At 66.3% G+C, this 24,261-nt stretch carries 14 protein-coding genes and 1 pseudogene; 4 read left to right on the top strand and 11 right to left on the bottom strand.

Annotated features, from left to right (window positions below):
- Positions 1–43: 43 nt before the first annotated feature.
- The 3 genes from DXK50_RS12135 to DXK50_RS12125 form a co-directional block, all read right to left on the bottom strand.
- Positions 44–1,378 (bottom strand): sensor histidine kinase, encoded by a 1,335-nt coding sequence (locus tag DXK50_RS12135; protein WP_212630503.1) that lies wholly within the window; start codon positions 1,376–1,378, stop codon positions 44–46.
- Positions 1,375–2,073 carry a response regulator transcription factor gene (locus tag DXK50_RS12130; RefSeq protein ID WP_212630502.1) on the bottom strand — a complete coding sequence of 233 codons (699 nt, stop codon included), beginning with the start codon at positions 2,071–2,073 and terminating at the stop codon, positions 1,375–1,377. Before DXK50_RS12130 ends, DXK50_RS12135 begins: the two co-directional genes overlap by 4 nt.
- A gap of 90 nt (positions 2,074–2,163) precedes the next feature.
- Positions 2,164–4,695, bottom strand: a complete 2,532-nt coding sequence (locus DXK50_RS12125; RefSeq protein WP_212630501.1) for a PepSY domain-containing protein — start codon at positions 4,693–4,695, stop codon at positions 2,164–2,166.
- A gap of 261 nt (positions 4,696–4,956) precedes the next feature.
- Here DXK50_RS12125 and DXK50_RS12120 point away from each other — a divergent pair, with 261 nt between their 5' ends.
- Complete coding sequence (locus tag DXK50_RS12120) at positions 4,957–6,540, top strand: peptide chain release factor 3 (protein WP_161864884.1); 1,584 nt, start codon at positions 4,957–4,959, stop codon at positions 6,538–6,540.
- A 253-nt stretch (positions 6,541–6,793) separates the two neighbouring features.
- Here DXK50_RS12120 and DXK50_RS12115 read toward each other — a convergent pair whose 3' ends face one another.
- Positions 6,794–9,208: a membrane-bound PQQ-dependent dehydrogenase, glucose/quinate/shikimate family gene (locus DXK50_RS12115; protein WP_161864883.1), complete on the bottom strand. Its 2,415-nt coding sequence runs from the start codon at positions 9,206–9,208 to the stop codon at positions 6,794–6,796.
- A gap of 179 nt (positions 9,209–9,387) precedes the next feature.
- On the opposite strand from DXK50_RS12115, the gene cobB reads away from it, so the two are divergent.
- Positions 9,388–10,095, top strand: a complete 708-nt coding sequence (gene cobB, locus DXK50_RS12110; protein WP_212630500.1) for a Sir2 family NAD+-dependent deacetylase — start codon at positions 9,388–9,390, stop codon at positions 10,093–10,095.
- Between the two features lie 140 nt (positions 10,096–10,235).
- Here the strand turns inward: cobB and DXK50_RS12105 are convergent, their stop codons facing one another.
- The 4 genes from DXK50_RS12105 to ptsP all read right to left on the bottom strand — a co-directional run bounded on the left by DXK50_RS12105 (position 10,236) and on the right by ptsP (position 18,089).
- On the bottom strand, positions 10,236–12,416 hold the full coding sequence (locus DXK50_RS12105; RefSeq protein WP_212630499.1) for a hypothetical protein: 2,181 nt from the start codon (positions 12,414–12,416) through the stop codon (positions 10,236–10,238).
- 148 nt (positions 12,417–12,564) lie between these two features.
- On the bottom strand, positions 12,565–14,295 hold the full coding sequence (locus DXK50_RS12100) for a fructose-specific PTS transporter subunit EIIC (protein WP_212630498.1): 1,731 nt from the start codon (positions 14,293–14,295) through the stop codon (positions 12,565–12,567).
- 12 nt (positions 14,296–14,307) lie between these two features.
- Entirely contained in the window at positions 14,308–15,228 is a 921-nt protein-coding gene (gene pfkB, locus DXK50_RS12095; protein WP_212630497.1) for a 1-phosphofructokinase, read from the bottom strand.
- Positions 15,228–18,089, bottom strand: coding sequence for a phosphoenolpyruvate--protein phosphotransferase (gene ptsP, locus DXK50_RS12090; RefSeq protein WP_212630496.1), 2,862 nt, complete (start codon positions 18,087–18,089; stop codon positions 15,228–15,230). The genes pfkB and ptsP overlap by 1 nt, the downstream gene beginning before the upstream one ends.
- A 239-nt stretch (positions 18,090–18,328) precedes the next feature.
- On the opposite strand from ptsP, the gene cra reads away from it, so the two are divergent.
- Complete coding sequence (cra, locus tag DXK50_RS12085; RefSeq protein WP_212630495.1) at positions 18,329–19,315, top strand: catabolite repressor/activator; 987 nt, start codon at positions 18,329–18,331, stop codon at positions 19,313–19,315.
- Positions 19,316–19,327: 12 nt separating this feature from the next.
- Here the strand turns inward: cra and DXK50_RS12080 are convergent, their stop codons facing one another.
- Positions 19,328–21,382, bottom strand: a complete 2,055-nt coding sequence (locus DXK50_RS12080) for an AsmA family protein (RefSeq protein ID WP_349292096.1) — start codon at positions 21,380–21,382, stop codon at positions 19,328–19,330.
- Positions 21,383–21,518: 136 nt separating this feature from the next.
- Here DXK50_RS12080 and DXK50_RS12075 point away from each other — a divergent pair, with 136 nt between their 5' ends.
- Positions 21,519–22,298, top strand: a complete 780-nt coding sequence (locus DXK50_RS12075; RefSeq protein ID WP_212630494.1) for a TatD family hydrolase — start codon at positions 21,519–21,521, stop codon at positions 22,296–22,298.
- A gap of 82 nt (positions 22,299–22,380) precedes the next feature.
- Here the strand turns inward: DXK50_RS12075 and DXK50_RS25515 are convergent, their stop codons facing one another.
- Both DXK50_RS25515 and DXK50_RS25510 read right to left on the bottom strand, forming a co-directional pair.
- Complete coding sequence (locus DXK50_RS25515) at positions 22,381–23,085, bottom strand: methyl-accepting chemotaxis protein (protein WP_461818878.1); 705 nt, start codon at positions 23,083–23,085, stop codon at positions 22,381–22,383.
- A gap of 150 nt (positions 23,086–23,235) precedes the next feature.
- Positions 23,236–23,442 (bottom strand): annotated as a pseudogene (locus DXK50_RS25510) (HAMP domain-containing protein); the annotation flags it as partial.
- Between the last annotated feature and the right edge of the window lie 819 nt (positions 23,443–24,261).

Genomic DNA, 24,261 nt, shown 5'->3' with positions numbered 1-24,261 from the left:
TTCTCATCACAACCCTTCGGGCAGGGAACCACTTTTACAACTGTTACATCGCCGAACGTGGCAAGCGGATGTCCATGAGCAAACCGCCACCGGCGCGATTGCTCGCGCGAATGCTGCCGCCGGTGGCGCTGACCTGGCGCTGCGCCAGGGCCAGGCCGAGACCGAAACCGGCACGCTCGCTGCCGCCACGGAAGAACGGCTGGAAGATGCGCTCCAGCCATTGCTCGGCGACACCCGGCCCCTGGTCGGCCACCTGCAGCAGCCAGGCATCGCCCTCCTCGCTCAGGCTGACCTGCACCTGGCCACCCGCCGGAGTGTGGTCCAGCGCATTGCGCACCACGTTCTCGATGGCCTGGCCCAGCGCCCGACTGCTGCTGCCGTGCAGCGGCGCACTGTCAGGCATCTGGCAGAGAATCTGCCGGTCCGGATACTCGAAGCGCGCATCGTCGAGGATGCTGTCGAGCAGCTCGGACAGGTCCAGATTCTCGTCACGCAGCTCCGGGCGTTCGTTCTCCAGCCAACTCAGGGTCAGGGCGTCCTCGACCAGACGGCGCATGCCGGCGCAGTCATCGCGGATGCGTTCGAGCAGCTGGCGCTGGCCGCCGTCCTGCTCGGCCAGGCTAACCGCCATCTCGATGCGCGTCAGCGGCGTGCGCAGCTCGTGGGACATGTCCGCCAGGCGCTGACGCTGGTCGATGATCAGTTGCCCGGTGCGCGCGGCCATGGCGTCGAAGGTTTCGGCCAGACTTGCCAGCTCGTCATTACGCGAACCCAGCAGCGAGCGCACGCGCACGTCCAGGCGGCCATCGCTGAACTGCCGGGTCGCCTGCTCCAGACGACCGAGCGGCTGCATCAGGTGGCGGTAGAGCACCAGACAGACGATCAGCATCAGCACCAGCGGCACCACCAGTTGCAGCAGCAGCTTGGCGTAATGCCAGTTCAGTCCCGGGCGCATGCGCTGCGGCAGGATGATCAGAAAGTGGGTCCGGCCGTCGGCGAACGGCAGGTCCATGATGGGGTTTTCCTGGAAGTAAAGGTGGATCTTCCAGCTGACGTCGCGGCCCAGACCGAAGCCCTCGTAGAAGCGCTCATTCAGCACGCTGCCGGCCAGCGGCCGCACTTCGGCCTCGACCACCGCTGCCCAGGTCTGCTCCTGCTGCTGCAGAGTGGTCAGCCAGCGCGCCAGCGCTTCATGATCACCGGCACGGTACATCGCCTCGGCCTGCTCGCCGTAGTGGCGCAAGGTGCGCTGGTGCTCGGCATCGATGAAGCTCATGCGCTCCTCGGTCTGCCAGGCGACGCGGGCAATGATCCAGAACAGCAGCACGCTGCCCAGGCCGATGACCAGGCACAGTTTCCAGAACAGGCGCCGGTTCATGTGAAGGCGTAACCGCGGCCATGCAGGGTCTGCAAGCGGTCGGCGCCAAGACCGGCCTCGGCCAGACGGCGACGGATGCGGCTGACGTGCATGTCCAGGCTGCGGTCGTACTGGCTGTACTCGCGCTCCAGCGCCATGCGGTAGAGGTAGGGTTTGCTCAACGCCTCGCCACGGTGGCTGACCAGCAACCAGAGCAGACGGAACTGCAGCGGCGTCAGCGCCAGGTCGCAGCCTGCGACCCGCGCCAGCTGGGCGTGGCGGTCCAGTTGCAGTTCGTCGACCTGCAACTGCTGCGCCTGGCCGCCGCGCGCAGTCTCCTGCGGGCGCGTTCGGCGCAGCACGGCGTCGATGCGTAGCTGCAGCTCGGTGATGTTGAAGGGTTTGGGCAGATAATCATCGGCACCGTGGCGCAGGCCGCGAATGCGTTCCTCCTCGGCGCCGCAGGCAGTGAGCATGATCACCGGCGTCTGCTGCTGCTCGCGCAGGCGGCGCAGCACGGAAAAGCCGTTGACGTCCGGCAGCATCACGTCGAGCAACAGCAGATCCGGCGCCTCGCGCAGCGCCGTCTCCAGGCCCGCCTCGCCCAGATGGCAGGCGCTGGTGGCATACCCCTGACCGCGCAGCAGCTCGCCGAGCTGGGCGGCCAGGGTGCGATCGTCCTCAACGATCAGGATGCGAGCCAGGCTGGCAGTCATTTGGCTTACTCAGGGGCGATTAAGGCGAATGATTCTCATATATAAAAATCGCTTCGGCAACTTCACCCCGCGCATCGTGATCTGTTCAGCTCAATACACGTCGCGGCGATAGCGCCCTTCCTCGATCAGATCGTCCACCACCTCGTCGCCGAGCAGCTCGCGCAACGCCGCATCCACGCCGCCGGCCATGCCCTGCAGGCTGCCGCAGACGTAGATCGCCGCACCTTCCTCCAGCCAGGCATGCAGACGCTCGTGCTGCTCGCGCAGCAGGTCCTGCACGTAGCGCTTGTCGGCCTGGTCGCGGGAGAACGCCAGATCCAGATGCTGCAGCTCGCCGGCGGCCAGCGCCGCCTGCAGCTCGTCGCCACAGAAGAAGTCGCAGGCACGGTTGCGCTCGCCGAACAGCAGCCAGTTGCGCCCCTGCCCGGCCAGTGCCCGCGCGCGCAACAACGAGCGCAGCCCAGCGAGGCCGGTGCCATTGCCGATCAGGATCAGCGGGCGGTCGTCGTCCGGCAGGTGGAAGCCGCTGTTGCGCCGCACCCGCGCCAGCAATTGCCCGCCGGCTGGCAGATGCTCGGTCAGCCAGCCGGAGCCCAGGCCGAGGCTGCCGTCGGCCTGCACGGCCTGGCGTACGATCAGTTGCAGCACGCCGTCGGCCGACACCGAGGCGATGGAGTACTCACGCGAACCCAGCGGCACCAACGCGTCGACCACGGCCTGAGCATGCAACCCGACCAGATGCGCAAGGCTTTCCGGCAACTGACGCTCGGCCAGCGCTTCGCCCAGGCTGCTCGCCTGGCCATCGAGCACCACCGGCTCCAGGCCATCGAAGCCCGAATGCTGCAGCCAGGTCTGCACCGCAGCCGGCGCATGACGTGGACGGATCTCCAGGATGTCACCGGCCTGCCAGGTACTGTGCGCAGGCGGCGTCAGGCCGAGGAAGAACACCGGCGCGCCCTGACTGCCGAGGTTGAGCAGGCGTCGTTCGGCCAGCGTCCAGCTCTGCCAAGGCGCCTGCTCGAAGCGAATCGGCGCGGCGCCGGTCAGATCACTCAGTTGCTGCTGCCAGCGCTGCAACGCGGCCTGGTCGGCGCCATCGACTTCGACGCTGTCGAACAGACGATGCGCGCCTTGCAGCCCCAGCCAGTCGTTGATACGTCGGGCGAAACCGCAGAAGTGCTGGTACTGCCGGTCGCCCAGCGCCAGCACGGCATAGCTGAGCTGCCCGAGCGGCAGCGAACCGCCGAGCACCTTGCGCTCGAAGCCCTGGGCGGCGTCCGGCGCTTCGCCGTCACCGAAGGTGCTGACCACGAACAGCGCCTTGCGCGCCTGCCGCAGGCTGTCGGCATCGAGGCGCGACAGCGGCTCGACCCGCACCGGGATACCCGCGGCCTGCAGTTGCCCGGCGCTCTGCCAGGCCAACTGTTCGGCAAAACCGCTCTGGCTGGCGAAGCCGACCAGCCAGCCTTCGCCCGAGTCATCCGTTTTCAACGTACCGCGCGCAGCCAGCGCCGCACGCTTCTTGCGTCGGCGATCCAGATACAGCAGCCAGCCGGTGATGAAGAACAGTGGCATGGCCGCCGTGGCCAGCATCATCAGGATGCGCCCCGGCATGCCGAAATACTCGCCGACATGCAGGGCATAGACGCTGGCCAGCAGCTGCGCCTTGAAGCTCTTGTCGGTGTAGCGTTCATGGCGGCTGATGGCGCCGCTTTTCGGATCGATCTGGAACTGGTTGAAGGCGCGCACGTGAGCTGCGTCGTCGAGCATGTAGAAGACGGTCGCAGGCTGCCCCGCCTCAGGAGGCAGACGCAGGTTCCAGGCCACCAGTTTGGGACCGGCGGCTTGCTGGATGCTCCGCCATACGGCGTCGTAATCGACCTCGGGAGCGCCAGCGTCGGGCCTCTCACTGCCCGCGCGAGCCCGGCCCTCACCGCGCTTTTCCGGTGGTGTATCGGAAAGCATGCGGGTCAGCCCTTCGCGGTACCAGTCATAGGACCAATACAAGCCCGTGAGCCCTGCACAAAGGTAGAACAGCAGCACCCAGGTACCGGCGACGGCATGCAGATCCCAGTTGAAGCTGCGGCCTTTGCGCTTCCAGTCCAGGGTCAGCCACGTACGCCAGTTCAGCGCCTTGCGTGGCCAACGCAGGTAGAGCCCGGACAGGCAGAAGAAAATCAGCGCCAGGGTGCTGGCAGCCGTGATCTGCTTGCCAACCTCGCCCATGGACAGAAAGCGGTGCAGCATCAGCATCAGATGGAAAAAGTCCTGACCAAGCGGCGCGGCCAGTACCTCCCCGGTGTAGGGATCGAATGCGACGCGCGGACCGCGCCGAGCACCAGGCGGTGGTGCAAGGAAGGCCATGCCTGGCCCGTCATGCCGGCCATCGAGCCACAAACCGGTAACACGATCAGCGCTGGCCGCCTCGATTCGCGCCACCAGCTCAGCAGGTGCGAGGTGGCCCTGTTCGCTTGGCTGGATCTGCCAGCGCTCGGCGTTGAGCGCCCGGGTTATTTCACCCTCGAAGCTGTATAGGGCACCGGTAATGCCCATGACAGCCAGCACCAGACCGGCGCTGATACCAAAGAACCAGTGCAACTGGAAGATGATTTTCTTGAACACGACGGAGCCACCCTTACCCTGACCCACTGCGACGGGCGGCTACTCTATATGGGAATAATTTTCATAACCATTCTTTTACCTGATATTTACCTATCCTCTGCACGCCTCGCGTCAGGCGCCACGAGGTCGGCCGCTGCCCGTGGCTGACCAGGCCGGGAAGCCGGCCGGCGCCCTAGCGGCCAAGGGCAGCAGTTATCGGTATAATCGCCAGTTTTCCGGGCGCCAAGGTGCCCTCAACGTTTCCATCCAGGCACGCAATTCATGACCACCCAGGCCGCCGAAGTCGCCAAGCGCCGTACTTTCGCCATCATTTCCCACCCGGACGCCGGTAAGACCACCATCACCGAGAAGCTGTTGCTGATGGGCAAGGCCATCGAAGTGGCGGGCACCGTGAAGTCGCGTAAATCCGACCGCCACGCCACCTCCGACTGGATGGAGATGGAGAAGCAGCGCGGCATCTCCATCACCACCTCGGTGATGCAGTTCCCCTACCGCGAGCACATCGTCAACCTGCTCGATACCCCCGGCCACGAAGACTTCTCCGAGGATACCTACCGCACCCTGACCGCGGTGGACAGCGCGCTGATGGTGCTCGACGGCGGCAAGGGCGTCGAGCCGCGTACCATCGCCCTGATGGATGTGTGCCGCCTGCGTGATACGCCGATCGTGAGCTTCATCAACAAGCTCGACCGCGATATCCGCGACCCCATCGAACTGCTCGACGAGATCGAGGCGGTGCTGAAGATCAAGGCCGCGCCCATCACCTGGCCGATCGGCTGCTACAAGGACTTCAAGGGTGTCTATCACCTGACCGGCGACTACATCATCGTCTACACCCCGGGCCATGGCCACGAGCGCACCGAAGCCAAGATCATCCAGAAGCTGGACTCCGATGAGGCACGAGCGCACCTGGGCGACATGTACGAGCGCTTCGTCGAGGAGCTGGAACTGGTACAGGGCGCCTGCCACGAGTTCGAACCCGAAGCCTTCCTCAAGGGCGAAATGACCCCGGTGTTCTTCGGCACCGCACTGGGCAACTTCGGCGTCGACCACGTGCTCGACGCCGTGGTCGACTGGGCGCCGCGCCCGCTGCCACGCGCCGCCAACGAGCGCAGCGTAGAGCCGACCGAGGAGAAATTCTCCGGCTTCGTATTCAAGATCCAGGCGAACATGGACCCGAAGCATAGGGACAGGATTGCCTTTATGCGCATCTGCTCGGGCAAGTACACCCAGGGCATGAAGATGCGTCACGCGCGTCTGGGCAAGGACGTGCGCGTCGGCGACGCGCTGACCTTCTTCTCCAGCGAGCGTGAGCACCTGGAAGAAGCCTACGCCGGTGACATCATCGGCCTGCACAACCACGGCACCATCCAGATCGGCGACACCTTCACCGAAGGCGAGAACCTCGGCTTCACCGGTATCCCCCACTTCGCCCCGGAGCTGTTCCGCCGTGTGCGCCTGAAGGACCCGCTGAAATCCAAGCAGTTGCGCCAGGGCCTGCAGGAGCTGGCCGAGGAAGGTGCGACCCAGGTGTTCTTCCCCGAACGCAACAACGACATCGTCCTCGGCGCCGTCGGTGTGCTGCAGTTCGACGTGGTCGCCAGCCGCCTGAAAGAGGAATACAAGGTGGAATGCGCCTACGAGGCGATCAATGTCTGGTCGGCGCGCTGGATCGAATGCAGCGACGAGAAGAAGCTCAAGGAATTCAAGGACAAGGCCTTTGAAAACCTCGCCGTCGACGGCGGTGGCCACCTCACCTACCTGGCCCCGACCCGCGTCAACCTCAGCCTGATGGAAGAGCGCTGGCCGGAGATCAAGTTCCGCGCCACCCGCGAGCATCACTGACAGCGAACAAGGCCCGCTCTGCGGGCCTGCTGTTCACTTAAGGTCGTAGGCATTGGCTCCCCTCTCCCATTTATTGGGGGCACGCGTAGTGGAGAGGGGTTGGGGGAAAGGGCCGAAAACTCTGCGAAACTGCCAGTTTTCCCCTCGCCGAACGCGGCCCGCCCTAACCCTCTCCCCGGAGGGGCGAGGGGACTAATCGCGCTCGACCGTTTCTTAAGTGAACAGCATTGCCGTTCCGCGGGCCTTGTGCCGTTTACTCATCTTCCTCCAGCGTCCAGGCGACCAGCGAGTCGCCCATGCGCGTGCCGAACGAGCCGTGCCCGCCGGCCATCACCACCACGTATTGCTTGCCGGTCTTTTCCGAGACGTAGCTGATCGGCGTGGCCTGGCCGCCTGCCGGCAACCTGTCCTTCCACAACTCCTCGCCGGTGCGCATGTCGTAGGCACGCAGGTAGTAGTCCAGGGTGCCGCTGAGAAAGCTCAGGCCGCTGGCGGTGATCAGCGGGCCACCGAGGTTCGGCACACCGACGGTCAGGGGAATACCCAGCGGCGCACTGTCGCGGCTGGTACCGTTCTTGTGCTGCCAGACCTTCTCCATGCTGCGCAGGTCGACCGCTGTGACGTAGCCCCATGGCGGCGCCTGACAAGGCAGTCCGAGCGGTGACAGGAAGGGTTCCAGGCTGACCATGTAGGGCGCACCGAGGTTGGGCTGCAGGCCGCGCTCGCTGCCACCGGTACCGGCCTGTTCGCCGCCCTCGCGCTTGACCAGGCGCGAGACGAAGGCCAGATAGTTTGGCGCGCCGAAGAGGATCTGCCGCTGCGGATCGACCGCCACCGAGGGCCAGTTGAACACCCCGACGTTACCCGGATAGATCAGCGAACCCTGCTCCGAAGGCGGAGTGAAGTCGCCCTCGTAACGCAGACGGTGGAACTGGATGCGGCACGCCAGTTGATCGAACGGTGTCCCGCCCCACATGTCGCGCTCGTACAACGGCTCCTCGGGCGCATAGGTCAGCGCCGAGACCGGTTGGGTCGGTGCGGCGAAGTCGCCCTCCACCGTTCCCTGCGGAACCTGCAGCTGGTTGACCGGCACGATGGGCTCGCCACTGCGCCGATCCAGCACGTACAGGTCGCCGCGCTTGGTCGCCTGGATGATCGCCGGCACCGGCCCGTCAGGGCCTTCGACATCCACGAGGGTGGGCTGCGATGGCAGGTCGCGATCCCACAGGTCATGGTTGACCGTGCGGAACTCCCAGCGAACCTGCCCGGTAGCCAGATCCAGCGCCACCAGCGCCGCGGTGAAACGCTCGGCCTCGGGGCTGCGCTGCACGCCCCACTGGTCGGGCGTCTGGTTGCCCATGGGGATGTACACCAGCCCCAGCGCCTCGTCCGCCGTGGCGATGGTCCAGGAGTTCGGCGTGCTGCGCACATAGGTCTCGCCGGCTGGCAACGGCTCAGTGGCATCGGGGCGGCCAGGGTCGAAGTTCCACACCAGCTCGCCGCTGCGTACGTCGTAGGCGCGGATGACACCTCCAGGCGAATCCACCGAACCGTTATCGGTGATCGAACCGCCGACGATGACCAGTTTCTCGGTCACCACCGGTGGCGAGGTCGGCAGGTAAACGCCCAGCGCATCGTCGCCCAGTCCCACCTTGAGATCGACCATACCGCCCTCGCCGAAGTCCTCGCAGGGCTTGCCGTCACTCAGGTCGAGCGCGTACAGCGTGGCATCGTTGGTGGGCAGGAACAGGCGCTGGGTGCAACGTGGCGGCGCCTGCGGCGGCAGTTCCGGCAGCGCGTCATCACGCGCCGCGATCAGCGGGCCGGCGTAAGCAGCCGCATCGTGAAAGGCCAGGCCGCGGCAGGTCATGTGCTGGTAATACTCGGCCTGGCGGTTGATCGCCGGGTCGAAGCGCCAGCGCTCCTCACCGGTATCGGCGTCCACCGCGATGGCGATGCTGTGCGGCGTGCAGATGAACAGGTTGTCGCCGATCTTCAGCGGCGTCACCTGATTGGTGATCTCGCCGGGGTCGCCCTCGCCGGGCAGGTCGCCGGTGTGAAATTCCCAGGCTTTCTTCAGCTTTCCGACATTGGCCGGGGTGATCTGCTCGGCGCTGGCGTAGCGATCGCCGCGCGCGGAGCCACCATAGGCCCGCCATTCGTTGGCCCAGCGGTTCGGTGCCACGTCAGCGGCCGCCATGCGCGCCTCGTCGAAATGACCGGGCAGACGATGATAGTCCTGCGTCAGCGAATAAACTGCCATGCCCGCGCCCAGCAGCAGGCCGATTCCGAGTACCGCGCTGGCGCCGTCGCGCCAGGGCTGTCCGGGGGCGATATGCCGGTTGATCCATGGCAGCAGCAGCCAGAGACCTAGTACGCACCACAGGTCGATACGCGGTGCCATCTGCCACCAGTCGAAGCGCACCTCGTACACCGTCCAGGCCAGGCTCGCCAGCAGCACCAGAGCGTACAGCCAAAGGGCAGCACGCTGGCCTCGATGAATCAGCACGCCTACCAGCAGCAGGCCAAGCCCGGCCAGCAGGTAGTACCAGGACCCGCCCAGCCACAGCAGATAGGCGCCGCCGAGCGCCAGTAGCGCACCCAGAACGCCGGCCACCCAGGCCGTCAGCGTGATGCGCAGCGGCTGCGCCTTGTTGTTATCAGTCATTGCTCGCTCCCCGAACCACTGCCCCATCGAAACTGGGGCCGTGATCTGTGGATGCGCAGTGAGGGAGAGAGTTCAGCGATTCTGCGGTGAGGTGTATGACGGATAGCGCGCAGCGCCCTCCCACAAGCCGCGGGTGTTGGCATAAAGTGGCGTCTGAGCCGATCTGCCCTGGAGCGCCAATGGCCCACCCGAACATCGTCATCCTTACCGGCGCCGGTATTTCCGCCGAGAGCGGCATCCGCACCTTCCGCGCTTCCGACGGCCTGTGGGAAGACCACCGCATCGAAGAGGTGGCCACTCCCGAAGGCTTCGCCCGCGACCCGGCACTGGTGCAGCGCTTCTACGACATGCGCCGCGCCCAGCTGCTCGATCCGGCCATCGCGCCGAACGCCGGGCATCTGGCATTGGCCGAGCTGGAAGCGGCCTGGCAGGGCGATTTCCTGCTGGTCACGCAGAACGTCGACAACCTGCACGAGCGCGCCGGCTCGAGGAACCTGCTGCACATGCATGGCGAATTGCAGTCGATGCTGTGCAGCAACAGCCAGCAGCGTTTCCCGCTACTGGAGGACATGCCGGTCGGCCAGGCGTGCGCCTGCTGCGGCCTCATCGGTACGCTGCGCCCGGATATCGTCTGGTTCGGCGAGATGCCCTATCACATGGAGCGCATCTACGACGCGCTGGAGCAGTGCGAGCTGTTCGTCAGCATCGGCACCTCCGGGCACGTCTACCCGGCGGCGGGTTTCGTCGAACAAGCGCGCCGGGCCGGCGCGCATACGCTGGAGATCAACCTGGAGCCGAGCCAGGGCCATTCACTGTTCGCCGAGAAACGCTATGGCCCGGCTACCGAACAGCTGCCGCGCTGGGTGGCGGAGCTGTTGGCGGGTTGAGAGAGAACGGGCGGATGAAACCCGCCAATAACAAATGGCTGGCCGACCAAGCATTCCAAACCGTAGGAGTGGCTTCAGCCGCGAACAGCTTTCGCGGCTGAAGCCGCTCCTACAAAGAGCCCGACGCCAGGCAGTACCCGCTAGCCGGCGGCGTCCTGAACAGGCGCCACTGCCTCAGCCGGCACCTGCGGCTCCGGGCTGAACGCGCCATTGCTCCAGGCGTAGTAGCCCAGCCCCAGCGCCAGCAGCAGGGCGATGATCCAGGGCCACAGCACCGGCTTGTTGGCATAGGGGTCGCGCAGCGCGCGGTCGCTGCCCTTGGGCAGTTCCGCCATCTGCGTCAGCGCAGTGCCGAAGGGAATGCTGATGCGCGCCTGGGCATTCACCGCCCAGCCGTTGCCGTCGAGAATCGGCCCCAGGCTGCGCCGACGCAGCTTGAACCAGGCCAGCAGCATGGCCGGGCCGGAGATGGCCAACAGCACGCAGAGAAACAACAGCGGGATCTGCCACCAGACCAGCGACAGAATCCCCGTGACCACCGCGGCCAGCGCCGTGCCCAGAGCGCCGACGGCGAGGCCGATGGCGGCGAAGATGCCGGCGAACTTGGCGATGTCGAACGCCGGTGCCGGGGTCGCTGCCGGCGCGGCGCCGGTTTCGCCGACCTTGGCCACAGTCTTGTTGACCACGTCGGCGTCGCGGCTGGCCGCCAGCTTCTGCACCTGATCGGAGACCAGCTTGGAAACCCGCCGATACGGCGACCAGAACGCCTCGCGGATGCTGATCGCGTTCTGCACCACCTTGACCACGGTGGCATCCCAGTCGTTGCCGTCGCGGTCGTAGAACAGACCGTGGCGACCGGCCTGCAGGTCGCCCTCGCTGCCGGCGGTCACTGCCACCACGATATTCAGCGTCTCCTTGCCGCGCACCGGCTGGCCGCGGCGCGTGCAGGCGCAGTAGAGCAAGAAGCAGTCGCTGGCCGCTGCGATCTTGGCATGCGCCTCGACGTTGTCGACCTCGACCACCAGCTCGCAGCTCTTGCCGTCGATATACAGCACGCCGGCCTGGAAAACGGCTTTCTCATGGCGCGAATAGAAGGCCTGGAAGGACACGAAGTTACGCAGCAATGTGACCAGGCCATGGCGCAGGCGGATCAGCTTGTCCAGCTCGACCAGGCCGTCTGCGGCCTCGGCCACGGTCTTGTCTTCCTCCACAAGCGCCAGCAGGCGCGCCTCGGCGCCCTGCTCCACCAGTTCGAGGATGCGGCCGCGCTCCAACACCTCGGCAATCGCCACTTTGGGTGTCTCGGCGCGCCAGGTCAGGTAGTTGCTGCACAGCGCGACCAGATGTTGCCACTGCTCGTGCGACAGGCTGTCCTGTTCGCCGTAGACCGGCACCACCACGCGCTGGCGGAACTCGTCGATGGCACGCTGCCAGGCCGGGTTGAGGCCCTTGCTCAGCGGCAGCTCGTCGCCATGCTGCACAACCGCCAGCGGCAGGCCGGCCACCTCGCCGGCATCGGCCAGCGACAGCGAGGCCAGACGCACCAGCTCTTCTTCCTGAGCGTTCATCAGCGCCGCCGCGCGCGGGTCGAACTCGGCCATGGCCACGCGGGTGAAATAGTCATCGATCTTGCCGCGCACCGCACTCAGCGCCTCGACCGCCGCCACGGTACCTTCACCGAACACATCCAAGCCCTGCTCGGCCGCGCGCGCATGCCAGGCATGTAGCTGACGCGCCTGATCAAAGAAGGCAGTGATCTGCTCGACGCCGATGGCCGGTTCACCGCTGCGGTCGCTCTGTGCGCCGAGCGCGGCGATGATGTCGGCGATGGCCGCCTTGAGCGCGACGTCGTCGGTCAGGGTCGCCGGCACCAGGCCGTCGCCGTTGGGCTCATGCGGCGGGAACAGCTTCGCCAGGTCGGCGGTATCGGCTGGTGTCAGGCTGTCGCCTTCGGGTCGCCCGAGCACGCCGAGCAGGCGCTGCGCGGCCAGACGCAGATGTGTACCCACGGCATCATCGTTGAGCGAGGCCAGCTGCAGCGGGCCGCCTTCAAACAGCACGGCGGGGTCGCGCAGACGCGCCAGGGTCCAGTCCACCACATCGAGAATTTCCGGCGCACGGATACGTCCGTCGTTGTTCAGGTCGATGTACTGCAGCATGCGCCGGTCCAGCTCCAGGTTGTTCACCGGGCAGGCCAGGCTGGCCCAGAGTTTCTGGTCCAGATTGCGCAGGGCGGCGAGATCGGCGGGGGTTTCCAGCTGTACCTGATCGAAACCGCCGGCACGGAAGAAGCGCCAGCGATGCGCGAGAGCTTGGGTCATCTGCAAAGGGTCCTTTCTTTTATGAGGGCGACTGCGGCGGTAAGCCTGCGGTGATCCGACGCAGCGAATCGTCGCTCGGAACACACTACGGACTCCCACTGACCAGGCGCCGTTCAACCCAGTGTAACCGAGCTGCAGAAACCTGCGCCTAGCCTGCCTCGACCGCCATCGGCTGAGCCTCGCCCTGCTTGATCAGCGCATAGAGCACGCCAGTGACCAGACTGCCGGCGACGATGGCCAGCAGATACAGCAGCGCGTGATTGATCGCATTGGGGATCAGCAGGACGAACAGCCCGCCGTGCGGCGCCATCAGCTTGCAGCCGAAATACATCGACAGGGCGCCGGTCAGGGCGCCGCCGGCGATGCTCGCCGGGATCACCCGCAGCGGGTCCTTGGCAGCAAAGGGGATGGCACCCTCGGAGATGAAACACAAGCCCAGCACCCCGGCGGCCTTGCCGGCCTGGCGCTCGCTGTCGGCGAACTTGCGCCGCGCCAGCACGGTGGCGATGGCCATGCCGATGGGCGGCACCATGCCGGCGGCCATGGTCGCGGCCATCGGCGCATAGCTGCTCGAGGCCAGCAGGCCGACCGAGAAGGCATAGGCCGCCTTGTTGATCGGCCCGCCGAGATCGACGCACATCATGCCGCCGAGCAGCACGCCAAGCAGGATGGCATTGGTGCTGCCCATGCCGTCGAGGAAGGTGGTCAGCGACTGCAGCATGCCGGCCACCGGAGTACCGACCAGGTAGATCATCACCAGCCCGGTGAACAGGCTGGCCAGCAGCGGAATGATCAGGATCGGCTTAAGCGCCTCGACACTGGCCGGCAGGCGCACCCACTGCGCCAACGCCTTGGCCGAGTAGCCAGCGAGGAAACCGGCGACGATACCGCCGATAAAGCCCGCCCCCAGCGAGCTGGCCAGCAGTCCGCCGATCATCCCCGGCGCCAGACCGGGGCGATCGGCAATGGAGTAGGCGATGTAACCGGCCAGCACCGGCACCATCAGCTTGAATGCGGCATCACCGCCAATCTGCATCAATGCGGCGGCGAAGGTGCCCTCCTCCTTGAATGCCTCGATGCCGAAGACGAACGACAGGGCGATCAGCAGACCGCCGGCCACCACCATCGGCAGCATGTAGGAAACGCCGGTCAGCAGGTGCTTGTAGGGACCACTCTTTTCGCCACTCCTGGCCGCCGTCTTGCCCTCGGCAGGCACTGCCGCTTCGGCCAGCGGCCGCGCCTCGCTCAGGGCCCGCTCCAGCGTCTGCTGTGGTTGTTTCAGTGCCACCCCGGTGCCGCAGCGATACACCTTCTTGCCGGCGAAACGACTGGTGTCCACCTCGATGTCGGCGGCCAGCAGCACCGCATCGGCCGCAGCGATCGCGGCCTCGTCGAGCAGGTTGCGCGCGCCCACCGAGCCACGGGTTTCCACTTGCAGTTCGATGTCCATGCGCTGCGCCGCCTGCTGCAGCGCCTCGGCGGCCATGAAGGTGTGGGCCACGCCGGTCGGGCAGGCAGTGATGGCGACCAGCCGACGGCGGCCACCGGCTTCAGGCGCGGCGTTTTCAACGTAGGGCTGAGCACGCTCGGCGGCCTCACGCAGAAAGCGTTGCGGGTCGGCCAGGGCCTCGGCCGGCGTGGCCAGCAGCAGCCGCTTGTCGGCAAAACGGCCGAGCGGCAGCTCGCCGGTCTTGACCACCAGCACCCAGTCGGCTGCGGCAATCTCGGCTTCGCTGAGCGGTGAACCGATGGCGCGGGCGTCATGGACTTCGACCCGGGTTTGCCAGCCCAGTCGCTCGGCGGCCGCTTGCAGGAGGCGCGAACACAGTACGCTGGTGACCTGGCCATTGGGGCAGGCAGTGACGATCAGCAGATTCATGGTAGGTGCCTCTTATTCTTCTATGGGGTGCAGTTGCACGGCCGCCTCGAGACGGGCCAGTTGCTCGCGATCATGGATACCGAAGCCGATCTGGGTGACCGCCTGCGCCGCCACTGCCGTGGCCAGGCGCAAGGTGCGTTCGGCCGGCCAGCCCTCGAGCAGGCCATGCAGGCTGGCCGCCAGCAGTGAGTCGCCGGCACCGACCGTGCTGGCCACCTCGACGCGTGGCGGAACGGCGCGCAGGGCGAGACCAGGGCCATGCCAGTCGACGCCTTGCGCGCCGCGCGACAGCAGCACGTGCTCGATGCCCTGTGCGCGCAGGCCCTGCACGGCGGCGGATAGATCGCTGCCGCAGACCTCGGCCAGTTCTTCCTCGTTGGGTTTGATCAGCCAGGGCGCGACGCCCAGGGCCGCCTGCAGGGCTGCACCGCTGGTGTCCACCGCCAGCGGCACGCCGCTGGCCTTGATCCACCGCAGCAAGCCGGCGAACCATTGCGGCGTCACGCCACGCGGCAGACTGCCGGCGACCACCACGGCGTCATGCCCGGCCAACAGCGGCTGCAGGTCATCCTGCAGGCGTTGCAGATGCTCGGCCTCGACCTGCGGGCCGGGGCCGTTGAGGTCGGTGATGCGACCATCGGTTTCGGCCAACTTGATATTGCTGCGCGTCTCGCCCGGCACCCGGACGAACAGGTCGTGAAAACCGCGCTTGTGCATCAGGCTTTCGAACGGCGCGGCAGTGGCGCGCCCGAGAAAGCCACCGACGCTCAGGCTGTGGCCCAGATCGGCCAGCACCTGGGCCACGTTCAAGCCCTTGCCGGCAGCGTGACTGCGCAGTTCATGGCAGCGATTGATCGCACCGGGCTGCAGGCGATCCAGGCGCAGCGTCAGGTCCAGCGCCGGGTTCAGGGTCAGGGTCAGGATTCGGGCCATCAGTGCATCTCCGCGACCAGCGCGCGCACCGCGCTGGCGCTGTCCAGGGTCAGGGCGCGGTCGGCCAGGGTTCGCGCCTGGCGGCTGTCCAGCTCGCGCACGCGTGCCTTGACCAGCGCCATCGAACGCGGCGTTACGCTCAATTCGTCCACGCCGAGGCCGACCAGCAGCGGCACGGCCAGGCGGTCACTGGCCAATTCGCCGCAGACACCAACCCACTTGCCTTGGGCATGGGCAGCGCTCACGGTCATCTCGATCAGGCGCAGCACCGCCGGGTGCAGGCCGTCGGCCTGGGCCGAGAGTTGCGGGTGACCGCGGTCGATGGCCAGGCAGTACTGCGTCAGATCGTTAGTGCCGATGCTGAAGAAGTCCACTTCGCGCGCCAGCACCGGCGCCAGCAGTGCCGCCGAAGGTACCTCGACCATGATGCCGACCTGCAGATCGCGCACCTCGACCTCCTCGCGCAGGCGCTGCACCAGGTCCCGCGCCGCGCGCCACTCCTCCACCGAGCCAACCATGGGGAACATGATGCGCAGCGGGCGACCATCGGCCGAGGCGAGCAAGGCGCGCAACTGGGTTTCGAGAATCTCCGGGCGCTGCAGACTCAGGCGAATGCCGCGCACACCGAGAAAGGGATTCTCCTCGGCCGGCATCGGCCAGTACGGCAAGGGCTTGTCACCGCCGACATCCAGGGTGCGCACCACCAGCGGCCGGCCATCCAGCGCGTCGAGCACGCGCCGGTACTCGTGCTCCTGCGCAGCCTGGTCCGGCGCCTGGGCGTGCTCCATGAACACCAGTTCGGTGCGCAGCAGGCCCACCGCATCGGCGCCCAGCGCCACCGCCTCGCTGGTTTCGCCACTGGCACCGATATTGGCCGCGACTTCCACGCGCACGCCGTCACGGGTCTGCGCCGCCTCGAAACGCCGGGCATGCGCCTGCTCCTGACGCTTCTGCGCCACCTCGCGCTCATGCAGCGCCTGGTCGCGTTCGGCCGCATCCGGGGCGACGCGCAGCAGGCCGCTGTCGCCATCGAGCAGCAAGGGCGTGCCCTGAGCCAGTGCCAGTACGCCATCGCCGGCGCCGACCAGCGCGGGAATGCCCAGGGCTCGGGCAATAATGGCGCTGTGCGCGGTGGCCCCACCACGTGCGGTGACGATACCGGCGACGCGCTGACGATCCAGCGCGGCGACATCCGAGGGCACCACTTCGGCCATCACCAGGATGTAAGGCTCGTTAGGCTCGCTGGGCAGCTCGACACCACACAGATGCGCCAACACGCGGTTGCCGATATCGCGCAAGTCCGCTGCCCGCTCGGCCAGCAGCGGATCGTGCAGGGCTTCCTGACGCTTGGCCGCCGCCTCCACTTCGACCTGCCAGGCCGCTTCGGCGCTGGCACCCTTGGCCAGGCGCACCTCGACATCCTCGCGCAGAGCGGGGTCATCGAGCATGGCCAGGTGGGCACTGAAAATCTCGCGAATGCTGGCCACGCCAGCGCCGTCGACCAGGCGCTGCAGTTGCGAGGCAACGGCGGCAAGGGCTGCATCCAGACGCGACCGTTCATGTTCGGGGCCCTGACCCTGCTCGTCGAAATGAAATTCCGGGGGCGTGCGCACCAGTGCGGGGCCGATGGCGATACCGGGCGAGGCGGCCACCGCAACCAGTCGGCTACCGGCAACGGGAGCGACCGGCGGAGCCGGCTGTAGCTGCGCCGCCACTTCGGGCAACGCTTCGTTGAGCGGCTCGACCCTTTCCCCCAGGCCACTTTCCACAGCAGCACGAATGGCCGGTAGTGCGCTGTCGGCAATCGCCGGCTCGGCGCTGAATTCGAGCATCTGCCCGCGACGTGCGCCCAAGGCCAGCAGGCGGCTAAGGCTCTTGGCCGAGACGCCGGCGCCGCTATCACCGAGCAGGCGGACGCGAATCTCGCCGGCGAACCCCTGCGCCAGTTCGCTGAGTGCCTTGGCCGGACGTGCGTGCAAACCATGGGCGTTGAGCAGCGGCACGCTGAGGCAGGGCCAATCCGGCGGCACCTCGCCGCCCAGCGCTTCGATCACCTGGCGGCTGTCGCTGGCTTCACTGAACGCCGCGGCGCGGCCACCGATCAGCACATCGCACAGCCGCTCCAGCGCCTGGCGATGCGCCTCGCCCTGGCTGGCCAGGCAGAACAGGCCACGCAACGCCTCGCCGCGAAAACTCAGCGGCTGCGCCGGGGTTACAAAAGCCAGGCCGGGGCGTTCGACGCTGACCTCGCTGTGCAGCCACCACAGGCCATCGCCCAGCGGCAGGGGTTCGCCACGTGCCAGTCCGAGGGCGAAACCGCTGCGAGCACACCCGGCCTGACGCAACAGGCGTGCGCCCTGCCAGAGCAACTCGTCGAAATCTTCGGCCGGCTGCCCCAGCGCGACCAGTTGGCCGTCCAGCGCCAGCGCCTGCGGCGCGCCCTGCAGCAGTTCGAGAATCTGTGCCGGCTCGCTGGCTTCGCGCAGCGCCTGGCTCAGATCCCCCTCGCCCAGCGCGCGGGTCAGCAGTTGCAACAGATGCAGGTGCTCATCGGACTGCGCGGCGATGGCGATGGCCAGGTAGACCTGCTGGCCATTACCCCAGTCTACGCCATTGGGAAACTGGATCAGGCTGACGCCGGTGCGCAGCACCTGGTCGCGGGTCTGCGGCGTGCCATGGGGAATGGCGATGCCCTGGCCGAGGAAGGTCGACCCCTGGGCTTCACGCGCCTGCAGGCCTTCGAGATAAGCCGCAGTGGCCAGGCCGGCAGCGGCCAGGGCATCGCCAAGCATGGCCAGGGCTTCACCCTTGTTCGCCGCAACCCGGCCCATCTGGATTTGGCTGGCATCGAGTTCGAGCATGGGGGCCTCCGGCTTGGGATTGTTGTTCTGACTGAGAAGGGTGTGGGTACCGCCGTGCATCACTGATGCCGCGTGCGACGCTCCAAGACTAGTTGATGAAACGCATTGCTGAAACGATTCATCAAGCACTGGCACCTTATCCGATAATGGGTAATCCTTGAAGCCCGGTCGTCGCCGCAGCGGTGTAGACTCGCCGCGCTCGCACGATCGAAACCTCTTCTCTACATGGTGCTGCGCCCGTGAAACTCAGCGACATCGCCCGCCTGGCCCAGGTCTCGGTAACCACCGCCAGCTACGTGATCAACGGTCAGGCCCAACGCCGGCGCATCAGCCCGGCGACCGTAGCGCGCGTGCTGGCGGTGGTGGAAGAACACGGCTACCGCCCCGACCAGCAGGCCGCCAGCCTGCGCCGCGGGCAAAGCCGCTGCCTGGGCTTCATCCTGCCGGACCTGGAAAACCCCAGCTATGCACGCCTGGCCAAGCTGCTGGAACAAAAGGCCCGTGCAGCGGGTTACCAGCTGCTGATCGCCAGTTCCGACGACGATCCGGACACCGAGCGGCAACTGCTGGAACTGTTTCGCTCGCGTCGCTGCGAGGCGCTGATCGTCGCCAGTTGCCTGCCCGCCGACGACCCGCTGTATCCCACCATCGTCGCCGCCGGCCTGCCGGTGGTGGCGGTTGACCGAGCGCTCTCGCCCGCACATATCCGTTCGGTGGTCAGTGACGACGAGCAGGCCGGGCGCACGCTGACCGAAAGCCTGCTGACGCCCCGGCCCCGACATATCGCCCTGCTCGGTGCGCGCGCCGAGCTGGTCATCAGCCAGGCACGCGAGCGCGGTTTTCATACGGCGCTGGCCGGCTTCGCAGGGCGCGTCAGCGTCTATCACGGCAATGAATTCGGACGCGCCTGTGGCTACCAGCAGATGCAGGCGTTACTGGATGAAGGCGGCACGCCGGATGCCTTGCTCACCACGGCCTACGTGCTGCTCGAAGGCGTGCTCGATGCCTTGCGCGAACGTGGCGGCGAGCACTGGCCGGCCGTGCGCCTGGCCACCTTCGGTGATACTCAGTTGCTGGACTTCCTGCCGCTGCGGGTCAATGCCATGAGCCAGCAGCATGAGCGCATCGCCGAGCGCGTGCTGGCCTGGACGTTGCGGGCGGTGGAGCTCGGCGACTACCAACCTGGTATCGAAGCCATCGGCCGAAGTTTCAAGGCACGCACCTGAGCACAGGCGCACTTAGCCGCCGCGAATCTTCTGCAGCAAGGGTTCGCACTGGCTGGGCTCGTCACCGGCGCTGGGCGCTACCAGCGCCAGCAAACCGGCCGCCGGCGCCACGGCCACCCCCAACGCCACCAGCCCGGCACCACGCAGGGCCAGCGGTGTCGCCTGCACGCCCGGCGCCGGCTGCTTGAAGGTGCCGCGCACATACAGCGGCGAGCGCAGGGAGAAGATGCGAAAGCCCTTGGTCGCCGGCGTGATGGTGAAATCCAGCCGTTCGCTGGCGAAGTTGGCGCTGCCGTCGACCTTGATCACCGCATTTTCGGTGTCGATGACGAACAGGCGCGTGCTCATCAGGCCCTGCTTGATGCCCAGATCGGCAGCCGCGCAGTTGATCTTCACCTCCTCGTCACCGAACAGCCGGCCCACCAGGTAATTACCGACGTTCAGCCCTGCGATTTCCATCAGCCCACGGCTTACCGCCCCGTCGTTGATCAGCATCTTCAATTCGCCATCGGCGCTGCCCAGCAGTGCCGCAACCGAGTTGCCGCGGCCGCTGAGTTGCGCATCGCCATTCAAGGCGCCCAGGCTGGTCTGCATCGGCGCGAAGGTGGGAAACAGCTGCTTGAGCCTGAGATCTCGGGCGCGCAGGCGCATCCGCCCCTGCAACGGGGTAGCCGCGCCATTGAGACGAATCTGCGCGTCGAGCGCGCCGCCGGCCATGCCGAAGCGCAGCGGCTCCAGACTCAGCGTGCCGTCATTGAGCACCACATGAGTATCCAGATCGCTGATCGGCAACTGCTCACTGTGCACGATGCGTTTACCGACGAAGCGTACGTCGGCATCCATCGCGCGCCAGCGGTCGGTACGGAACTGCGCGACCGGCAACACCTTGTTCGCCGGCTGCGTATCGCGTTCACCACGCTGCCGCTTGTCGGCGCTGGAGTCGGCGCCGATCAGAGGCGCAAGGTCACTGAACAGCAGTTGGTTGGAAGTCAGGCGCCCGGACAGTTTCGGCCGTGGCTCGCGCGCGACGAAGGTCAGATCGCCATGAATGTCGCTGTCGCCGATACGCCCGTTGAAACCGAGATAGCGAAAGGTCGCGCCACCGGCGTCACGCAGGTCGGCCTGCAGACGACCGTCGGTGCTGTAGGGCGGCGTATCCGGCAGGGTGACGCCGGTCAGCGGGTAGAGGTGGCCCAGACTTGCTCCGGACAGTCGCAGGCGCAGATCCAGCGCGCCGAGATTCTGCGGATCGCTCAGGCTGCCAGCGACACGAATGCGGGTGGCGCCGGCACGCACATCTGCCTGCAGCGGGAAGGGCTGCGAGGCATCATGCAGAGCCAGCAGACCGCCGACCTTGCCGTTACCGGTAAGCGGCTGACCGCGAAAGCTGCCCTTGGTCTGCCAGGCGAAGGCGTAGTCCTGAGCACTGGCGTTGCTTTCAGTCAGGCGTTCGGCAGCGTTCTTGCCGACGATCTCGGCGAAGGGTATCGGCTCGCCAAGCGGCTGGATGACCGCATCCAGCCGCGTGTTGCTGACCTTGTCATCGAGCTTCACCTGCCCCTTGTCGAACGCGATGGTGCCGATATCCAGCGTCCAGGGGCTGGGCTGCTCGCCGTCATCCGCCTGCTCACTGCCCAGGTCGAACACCCAGTTGGCGCGACCATCGGCCAGACGCTGCAGGTCGGCCGTCGGCGCACCGAGCTCGATACTCGGGATGCTCACGGTCTTCCACAGCAGCGGCAGGGGCGACAAGCGCAAACGCACGCGGTCGAGACTGACGAAGGTGTCGCCCTGCGCCCAGTCAGGATTGCCCAGACGCAGCTGCTCGGCAGCGAAATGCGGCCAGGGCAGCCAGGCGCTCAGCCCCTGTTGGCCAGGTTCGCGCTGCCAGAACACGCGCAGATCACCCTCGATGGCGAATGGCCGATTCAACGCCGCCGATACCTGCTCATTGATCAGCGGCCGTGCCCGGTTCCAGTCGAACAGCGCCAGAAACAGCATCAGCGCCGCCACCAACAGCAGAAAAATGGCGAACATCGCGCCCATCAGCTTGCGTACCTGGCGCACCCGGTGACCTCCCTACTTCGCGTGCCGAGTGAAACTCGTCCATAGCCATACGACCGAGAAGATTAGCCAACGCTCCCCGGCACTGGCGGCAATGGCGAAAATAGTCGACCCTGAAAGCCCGTCCGCGAGCCGACCAATGCGCCTGATCGATACCCACACCCACCTGGATTTTCCCGACTTCGACGCCGACCGCACCGAGATGCTGGCACGCAGCAGTGCGCGGGGCGTGCAGCGCATGGTGGTGCTCGGGGTGTACCAGGCCAACTGGCAGCGCCTGTGGCAACTGGTCGAAGCGCACGATGGCCTGCACGCCGCGTTCGGCTTGCACCCGGTCTATCTGGACGAGCATCAACCGCAGCATCTTGCCGAACTGCGTGACTGGCTAGGCAGACTGGCCGGACACCGCAAACTCTGCGCCGTTGGCGAGTTCGGCCTGGATTATTACCTGGCGGACCTGGATCGCGAACGTCAGCAGACGCTGTTCGAAGCTCAACTGGGGTTGGCGGTCGATTTCGAATTACCGGCGTTGCTGCACGTGCGTAGAGCCCATGCCGCCACCATCGCCACACTCAAGCGTTTTCGTCCGGCCCGCGGCGGCATCGTCCACGCCTTCGCCGGCAGCTATGAAGAAGCGCGCGAGTACATCAAGCTGGGCTTTCGCCTCGGCCTGGGCGGCGCCGCCACCTGGCCGCAGGCCAACCGCCTGCGCAGGGTGGTGGCGCAGCTGCCGCTGGAATCCATCGTGCTGGAAACCGACGCCCCGGACATGGCCCCGGCCATGCACCCGAACCAACGCAACAGCCCCGAATACCTGGCGGACATCTGCGCCGAACTGGCAGCGCTACGTGGCATTACGGCCGAAGAGCTGGCGGCGGCCAGCAGCCGTAATGCGGATGAGGTGTTCGGCTGGAACTAGGGTGAGCTCGCCTCTGCGGGAGGGGCTTTAGCCGCGACTCTTAACAAACATCGCCGCTGAAGCGCCTCCCACGAGTCGTCACTCACACCCGAAACGCGCTGATCAACTGCTTGAGCCGCGCCACCAACTCGCTCAACTCGCGACTGGCCTGCTCGGTCTGGCTGGCACCGGCAGCGGTGCGCTCTCCGGCATGGTTGATCTCGACGATGTTCTGATCGATATCGTGTGCGACTGCCGTCTGCTGCTCGGCAGCTGCCGCGATCTGCTGGTTCTGATCGACGATCATGCCCACCGCGCCGAGAATGTTCTCCAATGCCAGCTGCACCTTGGCCGATTCGCTCACGGTGCCGTCGGCCATCTGGTGACTGGCATTCATCGCCTTCACTGCCGCACCGACACCGCCCTGCAGCTTGGCGATCATCTCCTCGATTTCCTCGGTGGATTGCTGGGTACGCTTGGCCAGGTTGCGCACCTCGTCGGCCACCACGGCGAAGCCACGACCCTGCTCCCCAGCTCGCGCCGCTTCGATCGCGGCGTTGAGCGCCAGCAGGTTGGTCTGTTCGGCTATGCCCTTGATCACGTCCAGCACCTGGCTGATCGCGGCGCTGTCGCTGGCCAACTGATTGATCACGGCTACCGATTGGTCGATTTCGCCGGCCAGGCGCTGAATCGCTCCGACCTGCTGCTCGACCAGGGCGCGACCACTGACCGTCTCCTGATTCACGCTCTGCGCACTACCCACCGCAGCCGCGGCGCTGCGCGCGACTTCCTGGGCGGTGGCGGACATCTGGTTCATCGCCGTGGCCACCTGTTCGATCTGCGCACGCTGGCTGGCCACCGCCTGGTTGCTCTCGCCCGAGACCAGCTCGACCCGATCGGCCTGCCCACCAACCTCACCCACGGTTTGGCCGACGCGCTCGATCAGATCATGGATGCGTTGCACGGTCTGATTGAACACCTGACCCAACTCACCCAACTCGTCACGACTGCGCGCCTGGAAGTTGGCCGTCATGTCGCCCGCAGCCACCCTGTCCATCACCCGGCCCAGGTTCTTCAGGGTCGCGCGAGTGGACACATAGAAACCGCTGTAGAGATAGACGATCAGCAGGAACACCACCACCAGCGCCACCACCAGCACGACCATTTGCGCGCGGTTTTCGCTGACCCGTTCGCTCAGCTGGTTGTCGAGGAACGCCAGCAAGCCATCGTTCAAGGCGTAGGTCCTGGCCATCTGCTGGCTGATCTGGTCGTAGAACTGGGTCCAGGGCGTATCCAGACTGTCGGCGATAATGACCTGATCCTCGAACAACGCGCCGCTGTCCTTCAGGCTCTGGCGGCTGGCCTCGGCCAGGCTGCCGAGGCCGTTCTGCGCGGCGACATTGCCGGCCAGGGCATCCTGCAGATTCAGGCCGTACTCGGCGTGCAGCTTTTCAAGCAGCAGCAGCAGGTCGTCGAACTTGGTGCTGGCTACGGAATTGAGATAACCCTGGCCCAGGGAATAGGCGCCAACCGCTCGGCCCTGGCTGAGCACGTCGGTAATGCGCGGCGTGACGTTGGTGATCAGCTCGGTGATCTGCCGTACCTGACGTTGCGGGTCCTGGCTCAGACCGGCCTGACTGGCCACCAGCTTGATGAACACCTGAGAGGAGCCCAGCAGCTTCTCGACGATCACCGTCTTGCTCTGCAGCGAAGTCTCGGCCGCTGCACTTTTCAGCTCGGCCAGCAGTTCGTCGCGCTTGGCGAGGAACTCCGATGCCTGCTCGTTATCGCTGGTCACCGGCTGCAGCCCTTGCAGGCCGGCATTGAGCGACTGCTCCAGCTGATCGATACGCCCTTCCAGATCCCCCGCCTGACCGGATTGACCGATCATCGAGTTGATCTGCACCAGATCGTTGAGGCTCTCCAGATCACGTCGCAGTTGCAGAGTGCTGCCGAGCAGCTCGAGACTTTCCAGAGCTGTCTG

This window comes from Pseudomonas sp. KB-10 (assembly GCF_018221585.1).
Taxonomy (GTDB): domain Bacteria; phylum Pseudomonadota; class Gammaproteobacteria; order Pseudomonadales; family Pseudomonadaceae; genus Aquipseudomonas; species Aquipseudomonas yangonensis.
This window is presented reverse-complemented; position numbering and strand designations above follow the sequence as displayed.

What these genes read in the sequence shown, in the direction of transcription:
- DXK50_RS12135 (WP_212630503.1), bottom strand. Translation starts at nt 1,378, where the DNA reads ATGAACCGGCGCCTGTTCTGGAAACTGTGCCTGGTCATCGGCCTGGGC.
- DXK50_RS12130 (WP_212630502.1), bottom strand. Translation starts at nt 2,073, where the DNA reads ATGACTGCCAGCCTGGCTCGCATCCTGATCGTTGAGGACGATCGCACC.
- DXK50_RS12120 (WP_161864884.1), top strand. Translation starts at nt 4,957, where the DNA reads ATGACCACCCAGGCCGCCGAAGTCGCCAAGCGCCGTACTTTCGCCATC.
- DXK50_RS12115 (WP_161864883.1), bottom strand. Translation starts at nt 9,208, where the DNA reads ATGACTGATAACAACAAGGCGCAGCCGCTGCGCATCACGCTGACGGCC.
- cobB (WP_212630500.1), top strand. Translation starts at nt 9,388, where the DNA reads ATGGCCCACCCGAACATCGTCATCCTTACCGGCGCCGGTATTTCCGCC.
- DXK50_RS12105 (WP_212630499.1), bottom strand. Translation starts at nt 12,416, where the DNA reads ATGACCCAAGCTCTCGCGCATCGCTGGCGCTTCTTCCGTGCCGGCGGT.
- DXK50_RS12100 (WP_212630498.1), bottom strand. Translation starts at nt 14,295, where the DNA reads ATGAATCTGCTGATCGTCACTGCCTGCCCCAATGGCCAGGTCACCAGC.
- pfkB (WP_212630497.1), bottom strand. Translation starts at nt 15,228, where the DNA reads ATGGCCCGAATCCTGACCCTGACCCTGAACCCGGCGCTGGACCTGACG.
- ptsP (WP_212630496.1), bottom strand. Translation starts at nt 18,089, where the DNA reads ATGCTCGAACTCGATGCCAGCCAAATCCAGATGGGCCGGGTTGCGGCG.
- DXK50_RS12075 (WP_212630494.1), top strand. Translation starts at nt 21,519, where the DNA reads ATGCGCCTGATCGATACCCACACCCACCTGGATTTTCCCGACTTCGAC.
- DXK50_RS25515 (WP_461818878.1), bottom strand. Translation starts at nt 23,085, where the DNA reads ATGTCCGCCACCGCCCAGGAAGTCGCGCGCAGCGCCGCGGCTGCGGTG.